The organism is Flagellimonas sp. S3867 (assembly GCF_014698935.1).
Classification (GTDB): Bacteria; Bacteroidota; Bacteroidia; order Flavobacteriales; family Flavobacteriaceae; genus Flagellimonas.
In genome coordinates this window covers 449,212-460,914 of sequence record NZ_JACVMN010000003.1, presented here as the reverse complement: position 1 = coordinate 460,914, position 11,703 = coordinate 449,212, and the positions used below count along the sequence as shown (strand labels likewise).

The following is an 11,703-nucleotide window of genomic DNA, read 5'->3' as shown; positions in this document are numbered from 1 at the left end:
AAATATACGGATTAGTCTTAAAAAGGATCCATAATTGACAATAACAGCTTTGTATTTTGCACCCACCTATTAAAAATATCAAACCAAACCCTATATCTTTTATTTCACATAAGGGTTTAATCAATTGACACATAAGTGTTATGATTATTTTACATTCCTTTATATATTAAGGAACCCTAGAATCATTTGTATGGAAAAACAACCCAATCAAACCACGCCCGGTGGATTTATTTGGAACTTGTCCGTCATACATTTGGGGCTGGCAATTAGCTGCATTGTTTTTGGGATACTTGCTTATCGGGCAATACCAAACACCCATTTTAGTTTTAGGGAAGTGGACAACATGTTCTTAATTGTTGTTCCTGTTTTTGCCTTAGTATGCATATTTATAGGACATTTTATTTATAAACAGTCCGTCAAAAACATTCCACCTACAGCAGCTCTTAAGCACCAGTTGGTCCAGTTTCAAACAGCTTCGATTATTAATTATGCTTTGATTGAATCTGCTATTTTATTCGGAATCGTCTCTTTTTGCATCAACAAAAATCTCATTTTCCTTCTCCTATCATCAACAATCTTATTGTATTTTTTTCTAATCAGGCCTACAAAACAAAAAATTGTTCGTGACTTAAATCTAAAAGGGCCTAACAAGGATTTGTTCTATAGACTGGATCAACAGTTAGATCCATAAGGTTTATTTAAGCTCCAATTTTTCCGCGAAGTATTCGCAAAAATCTTTCATCGTAGCGGTCATTTTCTCATCCTGTGTAGCCTTCATAAAAGTATCCGCCATGGTTACCAGGGTTTGATGAAAAAAGATCTTCATCTCATCCACTGGCATTTCCTTGGTCCACAAATCTATTTTTAAGGATTCTCTATTCTTACTATCCCAGACCGAAAGCATCATTGCTTTTGCATCCTCATTTTCCACGCCTCCATCTTCAGCCGACCATGTCAGCGTTTCAGGAACACGATTTTCATCCAATCCTACCGTTAGTTTTATTTCAGAAGTATGTGCTATCGCCATCTATTTTCTTGGTTTGTATTTTGATTTATTAAAAATTTCGTCGGCAGGCAAGCCCAACAATTGCTGTAAGGTAATATCATTTTTATCCATAAAGGCTCTTACAATTTGCCATCCTATGTACCGTCCCACTCTGCCTGGTGATTCACTATCCAACTCTAGTCTAAATTTTGAAAATGGGGCTGGATCCAAAAAACGCCTATCCAATTCAGATTTTGTACTATAAAGCAATTCGTTTTCCACGAAGTAGCGCCACATTTGCTCTTCATTTTCCCTTGCCCATTGTATTTCTTCATCTGTATATCCAATTTTTTGGGCATCGGTAATCTGTGGAAGCAACTTGTCCTTCAAGTATAATTCTTTACCATAATGTACCATTCTTGATAAGAATGTTCGATTTCTTGGATATTTCAACACTTTCTTGGCAAAGGCACTTGCCACATCAGAGGTAAGGTATTTTTCATCTAGCCCGGCAGCTATATAACGTTGAATACCTTCGTAAAAATGGTGTTGTGCACCCAAATAATTATCCAATCCAACCAATAAAAGGGTATCTGTCAATATTATTCTGTCGTTGTATCGGACGTCGGAAGTAACCGTAACCACCTTTGGAATGTTGAATTTTGGGAAATAATAGGTAATATGCCGAAAAAGCGACTCCAAATCCGTGGATTGTTCTGTGAAATCGCCAAAAGCCTTATCAACTTCTTGAGATAGCTCTAGCTGTATGGTATCCGTGAGTTTGGCCACCCAAATACTATCTGGAAACTGAGATGGAAACAAATAGGGATATTTACTTTTTAATAACGAAATCCCATCTGGCTCTGCACGGGCAAACTCTCTATCAAAACGTGAAATGGTCAGGTCAATAGGAATTTTGGCAATTGATTCTTCGGTCTTATCAACTTCCTTACATGCCAAATACAGCGTTGAAATCAGAAAAAGTAAAAGGATATGCGGGTGAAAGTCCAAGTATTTTGACAACCTCTTCATTTTTAACACAACAGCGTTTAAATTTACAGCCAACAAAGGTAATTTATTGAATCTAAAAAGAAAGGCATGCAAACCGAAAAGGTAATAGAACACATTGTTGAGTGGTTAAAGGATTATGCCACAAAGGCAAAGTGCAAAGGTTTTGTTATAGGTATTTCCGGTGGAATAGATTCTGCTGTCACCTCCACGCTATGTGCCAAGACCGGTCTTGACCTTTTATGTTTGGAAATGCCCATTCACCAAGGAAAAAATCAAGTAACCCGAGCTGATAGGCATATTGAGTGGCTCATTGAGCATTTCCCAAATACCGCACGCCAAGAGGTAAACCTTACCCCGGTGTTCGATAGCCTGGTCGAATCCTTTCCAAAAGTTGATAGCGAAGAAGAGCGGTTTATGTCGCTAGCCAATACTAGGGCAAGGTTGCGCATGACCACATTATACTACTTTGCGGCCTTAAAAGGGTATTTGGTAGCCGGGACCGGCAATAAAGTAGAAGATTTTGGTATCGGATTCTATACCAAATATGGTGATGGAGGTGTAGATCTTAGTCCAATTGCCGACCTATTAAAAACAGAGGTCTACGCACTGGGCAAGGTATTGGGTGTTAACCAAGATATTATGAATGCCGCTCCAACCGACGGGCTTTGGGGTGACAGCAGAACAGATGAAGATCAAATTGGCGCATCTTATCCAGAACTGGAATGGGCCATGGAAATGGAAAATAACGGAAAAACAGTTGACGATTTTTCTCACAGAAAAATGGAAGTATTCTCTATCTATAAAAAGTTTAATACATCTAATAAGCATAAGATGATTCCTATACCCATTTGTGAAATCCCTGAGCACTTAAAATGACCTTTCAACCTAAAAATCCCAGCTTAAGACGAAAAAAACCATAGAAATTCTATGGTTTTAAGAAAAATTACAGAGTTTTACGCTTACAAATTGTTATCTTGCTCGCCACGCCGCGTAAGTAATTAAGTACTAAACACGAATAAAACTCAAACCAAATGATTAAAGTATTAATAGCTGACAACCATCCCATAGTTCGACTCGGCATTAAGCAGGTGCTCGAATCTAGTTCAGATATTGAAGTCATTGCTGATGTTTCTACCACTTCTGAACTATTTGAGCTTTTGGAGAAAGTCTCTCCGGATGTTGTAATGCTCGAAATGGATATTCCTGAAATCAATGGGATTGCTACCCTTAGAAAAATGAAACAGGAGTTCCCCAACGTAAAAACCCTAATGTACAGTGGACAATCTGAAGATGTCTATGCCCTAAGCACCATTCGTGCAGGAGCCTTCGGTTATCTAGCAAAGTCTGCCGATTTGGATTACATTATCACTGCTGTTCGCAAAGTAAGCGAAGGCAACATGTTCATCACCAATGAATTGGCCCAGCGCCTAGCGTTTGATGAGGGAACACAAAAACCTCGAAGGTTCTTTAGAAAGTTATCCTCCCGTGAAGTTGAAGTACTAAAACTTCTAGCCAGCGGAAAACGTAACAAGGAAGTTGCCGAAGGGTTAAACCTAAACGAAAAAACCGTAAGCACCTATAAGGCACGTTTAATGAAAAAATTGAATGTGGACAATTTGGTAGATCTTTTGCAACAAGCAAAAGCGTTGGAGCTTTATTAAAATAACCAGTTCAAACTGATGAAAATCTCGGGTATTAACTCGGGGTTTTTGTTTTTAGGAAAGTACTCTATTCAATTTAGCATTCAGCAATTTGTTGAGTTGCAAATAATTGACAATTTCTTCCAATACCTCAGAGTTATCCCCATTGTTGTCTTCTGTACTTTTCTGAAGTTTCAAAATGCGATTTTTTATCAAGTTGCATCGCAAAGTTAGGATCGTCTCCCCTACCAACTGGGCCACTCCTTGCTGTTTCTCTTTGGGATAAATATCCTTTCGGGTCCAATCATCCAAAGCATATTTTTCCTCTTCCATCAAAATAGAAGAGACCTCACTAACCATTTCTTGATCTAAATTGGACAGAAATGTGTTTACAGCAAAATCTTCACTCTCGTTCAGGTCCTCAATAAGTTTATAGTAGATTGTCCTAAACTGCTCGTTCGTTAACTCAATTTCATCCTCCTGAAGGTCAAGGTATACCTTCTCATATACCCTGGCTTCAACAACCTCTGGTTCTAGCACCAAATCGCCTTCTTCATTTTCCTTCAGTACCAAATCCTCAAACTCCTGTTTTTGATTTCCGTATAAAAGGAGCATTTCAATGATCTTCCGCTCTAATTCGTACTGAACATCTACTTTTTCAACGGTCTGTTCGTTTTTTACTACTTCAAAAGCCTTTTGCTCTTGTTTAAGCTTCTTTGAGGCGTCGGTAAACCCCTTTTTTTCAATTTGGGCCAATGTATTATAGAGCACCTCTTCTGAAATCTGCATTATTTTAGCACATTCCTGAATATAGATCTCCTTTTTTATGCGATCGGGAATCTTGCTGATACTATTCACAATGTCCCTTACCGTATCAGCACGTTTTATAGGATCATTGGCTGCTTCCTTGGCTAAAAGAGAGGTCTTGAACTGGATAAAATCCTTTGCGTTCTCTTCCAAATAAAGCACTAAATCCTCATAGGTGTTGCTCTTGGCAAAACTGTCGGGGTCCTCCCCTTCGGGGAAACTGCACACCTTAACGTTCATCCCCTGTTCCAAGATCAGGTCTATTCCTCGAAGCGAAGCCCTTAGACCCGCAGCATCTCCATCAAAAAGAACCGTGATGTTCTTGGTAAGCCGATTGATCAGTCGGATTTGTTCTGGAGTCAAAGCAGTTCCACTGGAAGCCACTACATTTTGTACACCCCGTTGATAAAATTGAATCACATCGGTATAGCCTTCCACCAAATAGCAATTATCCTCTTTGGCAATGGCCTGTTTAGCAAAATAGATACCATAGAGCACTTTGCTTTTATGATAAATTTCGCTTTCAGGAGAGTTCAAGTATTTGGCCGCTTTCTTGTCGTTGGTCAATATTCTTCCACCAAAACCGAGCACCCGTCCACTCATGGAATGAATAGGAAATAGGACCCGTCCTTTAAAACGGTCAAATTTTCTGGACTCTCCCCCTGCCTGCTCCTTAACAATGGTCAAACCGGTTTTTTGCAAAAATTCTAGCTGATATCCATTTTCCAACGCGGTTTTGGTAAAGGCTTCCCACTCATCAAGAGCATAACCCAATCCGAATTTTTTAATCGTATCATCCGTAAAACCACGTTCCTTAAAATATGTGAGTCCAATGGCTTTTCCTGGTTCGGAATCCCAAAGGGTTTCTGCAAAATTTTTCTGGGCATATTCAGATACCAAGTACATACTTTCCCGCTCATTGGCCTGCTCCTTCTGTTCATCGGACTGTTCCGTCTCCTCAATTTCAATATTGTACTTTTTGGCGAGGTATTTTATGGCCTCGGGGTATGTAAAATGCTCGTGTTCCATTAAAAATGCAACCACATTGCCCCCCTTGCCACTACTAAAATCCTTCCAAATCTGCTTTACCGGTGAGACCATAAAACTGGGAGTACGCTCATCGGTAAAAGGGCTCAGTCCCTTAAAATTGGAACCCGATTTCTTCAACTGTACAAAATCCCCGATGACCTCCTCTAAACGGGCGGTTTCGTAAACTTGGTCTATGGTGGTTTTTGAAATCAAATCAGCGTTTTATAATAGCCATTAAAGGTAACCAAAAAACGAAATTTTCCTAGAAATGGATTTTTGGTCAGATCATATTGGACTTTCATTAGTTACGGGTAAAATTAATGGTAGATTCTTAAGATATTATATGAACAAAATAAATCACCGCCATGAGGTTTTTTTTATTCATTTTTTCTCTTTTTAGTTTAATTGCCTGTAATCAATTCGAACAAAGTAGCAATGCAAAAATTAAAAAATCAATTCCTGCAAAAGCAAATGACTCAGTGAAAAAAGTGGAAGTTATTAACTATGCAGAACTTTCAAAGTTAACCATTGGAGAAAATTATATAACCAATTCAAGTCTTGTTGATTTCAATACCAAATTTAAAGTTATCGATTCCGTTATTCACTCCAAAGATGAATTTGGAGATGGTGATACAATTGCAACATTTTTTATTGGTAAATCTAGATTCAACTATTCTAATTCAATAGTATACTTCACTCATCTAGATTTAAGCGATATGAAAGTTCAGTACCAAGGTTTACCTTTGAATTTCCTTCATATAGATTCAATTCACAATAATCTAAGTATTTCCCAAGAAAAAATGGAAGTTTCTAAAGATTCCGTTGGAAATTCTATAAAGCGGATTTTTCTTAATACTAAATCGAATGAATTAACGGATGACCAAATGATTCTGGTTTTTGTTAATGATATCCTTAAACAAATTCAATATTTCAATGGAAATGACTAAATACCACAAGAAATGAAGCTGTTATACTCGAAAATCTTATTCACAATCTTCACAACTACAGCCATTGTTACATCTTGCAGCACTGATAAAAATACCCCTATCAGTCCCAAACTCATCTTTAAATTTAAATTCGACCCTGACCAAGAACGTTTGGGGAATTTTGGCGAACCCCAATCCATCCCTGAAGGGCACGCCGCCCAAACCCCAACTTTTAATCTTATGGGTGCACATTATATCGAATTGGCCAAAAAAAATGACATTCCAGCTTACAATGGCACCTTGGTGTATGAAAGTCCCGTGACCAGCAAAGGTGGGTCCGAAGCCATAGATTTTGATCAAGCACTGTACGCCTCGGATGGCGAAATTTTCTATGAAACGGATTTACGGAGTATCGAATCCGGAACTTACCAATATTTACGGATATCGCTTTCCTATCAAAACTACGACATTGCATTTCGGGCGCAAAATTTGGGCTTTACCGGAACCATTGCATCCTTTGTTGGTGCCAATACCTATATCGAATCCTTCGAGGTGAAGAATCAGGCAGTAGCAGTGAACGGTAATAAATTGCAAGGGTATTGGGCTTTTGAAGCTGATATTCCCAGAATTTCCGTTTTGGAAGGGCAAGCTCCACCCAATGCCACAACGGTTCCAAATCCTATTAGTGAATTTTCTCCAATTCCTCCCGGTTCTTGTTTGGTGACGGGATCTTTCATAACTCCATTCGAAATTACTGGCAATGAAACCGAAGATGTTGTCATTATATGCTCTATCTCCGTCAATAATAGCTTTGAGTGGGTAGATGGTAATGCCAATGGCAGCTTTGAACCCACCGAAGGCGATGTGGTGGTGGATATGGGAGTTCGGGGGCTGGTTCCCATTGTGGAGCAATAAACAACTGATCATCTTCAAATAAATTGTACTTTGCCCAATACAACCTCACCATTTAAAATAGAAATAACCAACCTATGATCACTACCATATTGACAAAAGTGGCACTTCCGCTATCTCTCGCAATTATTATGCTCGGAATGGGAATGACTTTAGTCCCTGCTGATTTTGCTAGAATTGCAAAATATCCTAAAGGAGTTTTATTGGGCCTTACCAATCAACTCATTTTTTTGCCTCTTATTGGTTTTTTTCTCGCCTGGGCTTTTAATTTAGATTCCACCATGGCGGTTGGCATTATGATCTTGGCAGCTTGTCCCGGTGGCCCTACCAGCAACCTTATTACTCAGGTTTGTAAAGGTAATATTGCACTCTCTGTAACTTTAACCGCCATCGCCAGTTTCATAAGCATACTCACCATTCCTTTTATTATTTCATATGCCTTAAATCACTTTGGTAGTGGGGGTGACATTGTGATAAAACTTCCTATTTTGGATACGATTCTACAAATAATGGTAATTACAGTAGTACCTATTTCCATGGGTATGATTATTCGTCGATTAAAACCTGATTTTGCCCATAAAATGGAACGGCCAATGCGAATTGCCTCGACTGTCATTTTTACTCTCATATTTATTGCAGTGATCGCGGCCAATTTCAGTCTGCTCGGGGAAGCCATGAAAAAAGTTGGCCCAGTTACATTGCTCCTTAACATTGGTACCATGGGAATGGGATATTTGACCGCCAAATTTCTTCGACTGAATCTAAAAGATGCCATTTCAATTACAGTGGAAAGTGGCATTCAGAATGGCACTCTTGCCTTTGTAATTGCAACCACGATCCTAAACAATATAGAAATGGGAATTCCTACAGGTGCTTATTCCATATGGATGTTCGCAACAGGAGGGATTTTGATGTGGACATTAGGGAGGCGCAAGGAATTGAAACCCAATCTAGGCCAATAATATACCATGCCTAATTGTAAACCTTCTTATCTGCCAATTTAACAAGCAGATTGCTAACTTTTCAATAATCTTCTTTTTGGCAAAATCGCCAATGAAACTCTTTTAAACGACCATGATTCCATCTTTTGGAACAAAACTTGATATAAAAAACCCATTATATTGTTGCTTTGATAGCTTACTATTAAAATTCGGAATATGAAAGTATTACTTCCTCTAGTTCTGTTCTTGTTCGGCATTGATGGTTTAAATGCACAAAAAGTTTACTCCACTGACCAAGATTATAAAGCCGATGTAAAAATCTACGTGGTCAATCAAGAGTATAAGGCCGATCTTTTAGTATACAAGGTAGATGCGGCTTACAAAGCCAAAGAAAATAATGGCAAGTGGTACTTTACCGATGCGGAATATAAATCACAAAAGAAAATTTACTTTGTTGACGCGGATTACAAAGCTGATCTCAAAGTTTATTTTGTGGATTCAGACTATAAGTCTGGTTGGAAGGATAAATCAAAGCAGTACTTAATGTATTGACATTTAAATACTCCACTTTTCAAATCCTTTTCATTGAAGTTTTTTGAAAGTACTTTAGATTTGCAATACTATGATTCTCTTCTTTGGTACAAAATCAGGTAAAAAAGAAACCAAAACATTATTTAATGTTTCTTGTCCGCATTGTACCCAAACGGGAACATTGACCGCCGTTTCGCAAGCCAATTATGTGCACTTGTTCTGGATTCCCATTTTTAAATTGAAAACTTCGCAATTTGCAGAATGTTCGCATTGTAAAAGAGGGTTTTATAATGAAGAATTCTCACCTGAAATGAAAAGAGCGATTTAAAATTCTCGCGCATGAAGTCAAAACGAACAAAGCCGAGTGGTGGATTAAATTCTCGACTTCGCTCGAATTGATAATATAGAGGTTGATTGGTTATAAATCGAACCGAAGGCCCAAGGAAATGTTTCGTTGTTCTACAACAGCATCCTTAAATATGGGATTCAAATCATATTTCACATACAACAGCACCCCATCATATCCGGCATATGCGCTGAGCCCGTAAATCAGGTCGGTGGTATTATAATCCCTTTTGAATTTATCTTTTACCTGCTGCCCATCACGGGAGTATTTTAATTTTTGACGAGTTCCCAAATTGAAACCACCGTAGCCTCCAATTCCAAACCTAACTTGATCTTGAATAGAATATCGAACACTTTTTTCGGTTTCTCGGAATCGGGAAGGACCAAATTCAAAATGAACAGGAAAAACCAAATTGTCCATCCGTAGTTTTGACTTATCCAAGTCAAACTCAAATTCCTCCAGAGTGGTTTGATTACCATTTTGGACAAAAATTTGATTGTCATCTGGTTTTAGACCATTAAACTGAAAAGAAAAACCATAATGGAAACGTAACCAATTAGAATTTCTAAAAACTCGTGTTCGCCATTGCCACCCCATTTCAAAAAAGCGACTTCCACCAACTTTATAAGGAGAATCATCCAAAGATTGTCCATCGATAATTGCATTGTTTAGTCCAATCGCAAAAACAAAATCGGAGTAGGTACGTCTGTCATAAGTGATTTCTCTATCATGTCTACGACTTTTGAAGGAGAAAGCCCGCTTGCCGTCAATATCGATTCCAAATCTTACCCGGGAACCATCTATGGAGTCTGTTTCCGTCAAAGTCAAAAGCTGACCTTGGTTTCTTTGAACCAATAGTATCTTATTTTCTATAATGGCAACGCGATTTTCAATATTTAAAGCTCTTTTTCTGGCCACTTCAGCCTTTAGGAGCTTTGCTTCCTCAGAAGTCAAGGCTCCGCGTTCCATTCGCCGGTTAATATCTTTTACTTCTTGTTTTAGCGCTTCCTTTTCCTGTTGTACAATTTGCTCCTTTTGTGTCTTTAAGTCCTCTATTTCTCGTTTATACCCTTCTTGTCCAAAGAGGTTTTGACTAAGTAAAGACAATAACATTACTGCGAAAAACAGTGTAATATTTCTCATGATTGATTTTGATTTTATCCCTTCTTTCCTCCCCTTCCCAAAAAAGGGGAAGGGAAAGTAAAAAGGTCTTTTGATTGATGAATATTTTTAATTGTTCCGGTCGGCGACGGCGGTTCGTAGTTTAACGTAGCCATCTTTAAGGGCGTCAAATATTTGATCCCTAAAGGACTCGTCCAGTTCATCCTCCACTTCGGTCAACAATGCCATGGCATCAACTTTGTCCGATTTAAATATTTTGTCTGAAAGAATTTGTCGTTGAGCTGCTCTTAAAAGAGAGTCAATCTCTACATCACTAACCTCATTGTTCATATTTTCCAACAATGTAACTTGGGCCACCACTTCATTTACTTTTTGGGCTATCAAGCCATCTGGAGTTTTTAAGATATCATCCTTTAAAGGTTGATTACTGGCTGTTTCGGATATCGTTTCTTTGGATGTTACGGATGCAATCTGGGCTAAATCTGAATTTTCGACTGGTATATTTTTCATGTCAGTTTCAGTAACCTCGTTTTGATTTTGCTCCATTTCCAATGGAACCAGATTATCATTGCCTGGTTGGACAGATTCTTCTTGTGGATTTTCTTTATCTACAACTTGCGGAGTGTTTTCAAATGGCTTCTTTGTTTGGAAAAAGAATACGGAAACCAAAATTATTCCGATAAAACTGGCAGCCACTGAATACATAAACCATCTATTGTTTGAATGCTTTTCGGGTACCTTAAACTGGCCAGAAACCTTGTCCCAAGCTTGGGCAGACGGAACAATTCTCCGTTCTTCCAAAGTTTTTTTGATATGTTTTTCCAACTTTTCCATGATACTAAACTATTGCCCCCTAGTCTTCACTTGAGGTGATATTCCTTTTAATTTTAAATTTTCTTGGAGCATTTTTCGTGCCTTGAACAGCTGTGATTTCGATGTGCCTTCTGAAATTTCCAATATTTTAGCTATTTCATGGTGTTTGTATCCTTCTATCGCATAGAGCAAAAACACCATTTTATATCCCTCGGGCAGGTTATCTATCAATTGCTGCACATATTCTTCATCCAATATGGATGCACTATCATCTGATTCTTTGGGTCTAGATTCCAATATCTCATCATCATAGACCACAAACTGTTTTTTGCGCAAGTATGAAATACTCTCCCTCACCATTATTTTCCGTATCCAACCTTCAAAACTTCCCCGATGTTGGAACGAATCCAAATTTTCAAAAACCTTCACAAAGCCATTTATCATAACGTCTTCTGCAAACTGTACATCCTTTACATATTGTCTGCAAATGCTCAACATTTTCGGGGCATGTTTCTCATAAAGAAATTGTTGTGCTTGCCGATTGCCCGAAATTGATCTTTTGATCAACTGCTTCTCGTTATTATATAAAGAAATAATCTTCAAAAGTGGTTCTCGGTTTTGTTTCTATAAAGATAGACGA

At 38.3% G+C, this 11,703-nt stretch carries 14 protein-coding genes; 8 read left to right on the top strand and 6 right to left on the bottom strand.

The genetic code is table 11. The features are described from left to right. The first annotated feature begins 190 nt into the window (after nucleotides 1-190). The gene (locus IAG46_RS15450) at nucleotides 191-691 is read left to right on the top strand and encodes a hypothetical protein (RefSeq protein ID WP_190811287.1); all 501 of its coding nucleotides are present in this window, start codon (nucleotides 191-193) and stop codon (nucleotides 689-691) included. Between the two features lie 3 nt (nucleotides 692-694). On the opposite strand, the gene gldC is transcribed toward IAG46_RS15450, so the two are convergent. Beyond that, nucleotides 695-1,027: a gliding motility protein GldC gene (gene gldC / locus IAG46_RS15445; protein WP_190811286.1), complete on the bottom strand. Its 333-nt coding sequence runs from the start codon at nucleotides 1,025-1,027 to the stop codon at nucleotides 695-697. Then, nucleotides 1,028-2,017 (bottom strand): gliding motility lipoprotein GldB, encoded by a 990-nt coding sequence (gldB, locus tag IAG46_RS15440; protein WP_190811285.1) that lies wholly within the window; start codon nucleotides 2,015-2,017, stop codon nucleotides 1,028-1,030. It lies immediately after the preceding gene. 66 nt (nucleotides 2,018-2,083) lie between these two features. On the opposite strand from gldB, the gene nadE reads away from it, so the two are divergent. Together nadE and IAG46_RS15430 are read left to right on the top strand one after the other, a co-directional pair. After that, nucleotides 2,084-2,872: an NAD(+) synthase gene (gene nadE, locus IAG46_RS15435; RefSeq protein WP_190811284.1), complete on the top strand. Its 789-nt coding sequence runs from the start codon at nucleotides 2,084-2,086 to the stop codon at nucleotides 2,870-2,872. A gap of 155 nt (nucleotides 2,873-3,027) precedes the next feature. Continuing rightward, complete coding sequence (locus IAG46_RS15430) at nucleotides 3,028-3,657, top strand: response regulator transcription factor (RefSeq protein WP_190811283.1); 630 nt, start codon at nucleotides 3,028-3,030, stop codon at nucleotides 3,655-3,657. A 54-nt stretch (nucleotides 3,658-3,711) separates the two neighbouring features. Here the strand turns inward: IAG46_RS15430 and dnaG are convergent, their stop codons facing one another. Next, the gene (gene dnaG, locus IAG46_RS15425; RefSeq protein ID WP_190811282.1) at nucleotides 3,712-5,685 is read right to left on the bottom strand and encodes a DNA primase; all 1,974 of its coding nucleotides are present in this window, start codon (nucleotides 5,683-5,685) and stop codon (nucleotides 3,712-3,714) included. A 152-nt stretch (nucleotides 5,686-5,837) separates the two neighbouring features. Between dnaG and IAG46_RS15420 the strand changes: the two genes are divergently transcribed. From IAG46_RS15420 to IAG46_RS15400, 5 genes are all read left to right on the top strand, one after another. Beyond that, nucleotides 5,838-6,419 (top strand): hypothetical protein, encoded by a 582-nt coding sequence (locus tag IAG46_RS15420; protein WP_190811281.1) that lies wholly within the window; start codon nucleotides 5,838-5,840, stop codon nucleotides 6,417-6,419. A 12-nt stretch (nucleotides 6,420-6,431) separates the two neighbouring features. Continuing rightward, a complete protein-coding gene (locus IAG46_RS15415; protein ID WP_190811280.1) occupies nucleotides 6,432-7,313 on the top strand; it encodes a hypothetical protein in 882 nt (293 codons plus the stop codon). 74 nt (nucleotides 7,314-7,387) lie between these two features. Further along, complete coding sequence (locus IAG46_RS15410) at nucleotides 7,388-8,272, top strand: bile acid:sodium symporter family protein (protein WP_190811279.1); 885 nt, start codon at nucleotides 7,388-7,390, stop codon at nucleotides 8,270-8,272. Between the two features lie 195 nt (nucleotides 8,273-8,467). Then, nucleotides 8,468-8,803 (top strand): DUF6150 family protein, encoded by a 336-nt coding sequence (locus IAG46_RS15405; RefSeq protein ID WP_190811278.1) that lies wholly within the window; start codon nucleotides 8,468-8,470, stop codon nucleotides 8,801-8,803. Between the two features lie 70 nt (nucleotides 8,804-8,873). Continuing rightward, nucleotides 8,874-9,110: a zinc-ribbon domain-containing protein gene (locus tag IAG46_RS15400; RefSeq protein WP_190811277.1), complete on the top strand. Its 237-nt coding sequence runs from the start codon at nucleotides 8,874-8,876 to the stop codon at nucleotides 9,108-9,110. 90 nt (nucleotides 9,111-9,200) lie between these two features. Here the strand turns inward: IAG46_RS15400 and IAG46_RS15395 are convergent, their stop codons facing one another. The 3 genes from IAG46_RS15395 to IAG46_RS15385 all read right to left on the bottom strand — a co-directional run bounded on the left by IAG46_RS15395 (nucleotide 9,201) and on the right by IAG46_RS15385 (nucleotide 11,666). Continuing rightward, nucleotides 9,201-10,271, bottom strand: a complete 1,071-nt coding sequence (locus tag IAG46_RS15395; protein WP_190811276.1) for a hypothetical protein — start codon at nucleotides 10,269-10,271, stop codon at nucleotides 9,201-9,203. Between the two features lie 87 nt (nucleotides 10,272-10,358). Then, on the bottom strand, nucleotides 10,359-11,084 hold the full coding sequence (locus tag IAG46_RS15390; RefSeq protein ID WP_190811275.1) for a hypothetical protein: 726 nt from the start codon (nucleotides 11,082-11,084) through the stop codon (nucleotides 10,359-10,361). 9 nt (nucleotides 11,085-11,093) lie between these two features. Beyond that, a complete protein-coding gene (locus IAG46_RS15385) occupies nucleotides 11,094-11,666 on the bottom strand; it encodes an RNA polymerase sigma factor (RefSeq protein WP_190811274.1) in 573 nt (190 codons plus the stop codon). Nucleotides 11,667-11,703 lie beyond the last annotated feature (37 nt).

Excerpts from the sequence above, each read along its gene's own strand:
- IAG46_RS15400 (WP_190811277.1), top strand. The coding sequence starts at position 8,874 with ATGATTCTCTTCTTTGGTACAAAATCAGGTAAAAAAGAAACCAAAACA.
- IAG46_RS15450 (WP_190811287.1), top strand. The coding sequence starts at position 191 with ATGGAAAAACAACCCAATCAAACCACGCCCGGTGGATTTATTTGGAAC.
- nadE (WP_190811284.1), top strand. The coding sequence starts at position 2,084 with ATGCAAACCGAAAAGGTAATAGAACACATTGTTGAGTGGTTAAAGGAT.
- IAG46_RS15415 (WP_190811280.1), top strand. The coding sequence starts at position 6,432 with ATGAAGCTGTTATACTCGAAAATCTTATTCACAATCTTCACAACTACA.
- IAG46_RS15430 (WP_190811283.1), top strand. The coding sequence starts at position 3,028 with ATGATTAAAGTATTAATAGCTGACAACCATCCCATAGTTCGACTCGGC.
- IAG46_RS15410 (WP_190811279.1), top strand. The coding sequence starts at position 7,388 with ATGATCACTACCATATTGACAAAAGTGGCACTTCCGCTATCTCTCGCA.
- IAG46_RS15390 (WP_190811275.1), bottom strand. The coding sequence starts at position 11,084 with ATGGAAAAGTTGGAAAAACATATCAAAAAAACTTTGGAAGAACGGAGA.
- gldB (WP_190811285.1), bottom strand. The coding sequence starts at position 2,017 with ATGAAGAGGTTGTCAAAATACTTGGACTTTCACCCGCATATCCTTTTA.
- IAG46_RS15420 (WP_190811281.1), top strand. The coding sequence starts at position 5,838 with ATGAGGTTTTTTTTATTCATTTTTTCTCTTTTTAGTTTAATTGCCTGT.
- IAG46_RS15405 (WP_190811278.1), top strand. The coding sequence starts at position 8,468 with ATGAAAGTATTACTTCCTCTAGTTCTGTTCTTGTTCGGCATTGATGGT.
- IAG46_RS15395 (WP_190811276.1), bottom strand. The coding sequence starts at position 10,271 with ATGAGAAATATTACACTGTTTTTCGCAGTAATGTTATTGTCTTTACTT.
- gldC (WP_190811286.1), bottom strand. The coding sequence starts at position 1,027 with ATGGCGATAGCACATACTTCTGAAATAAAACTAACGGTAGGATTGGAT.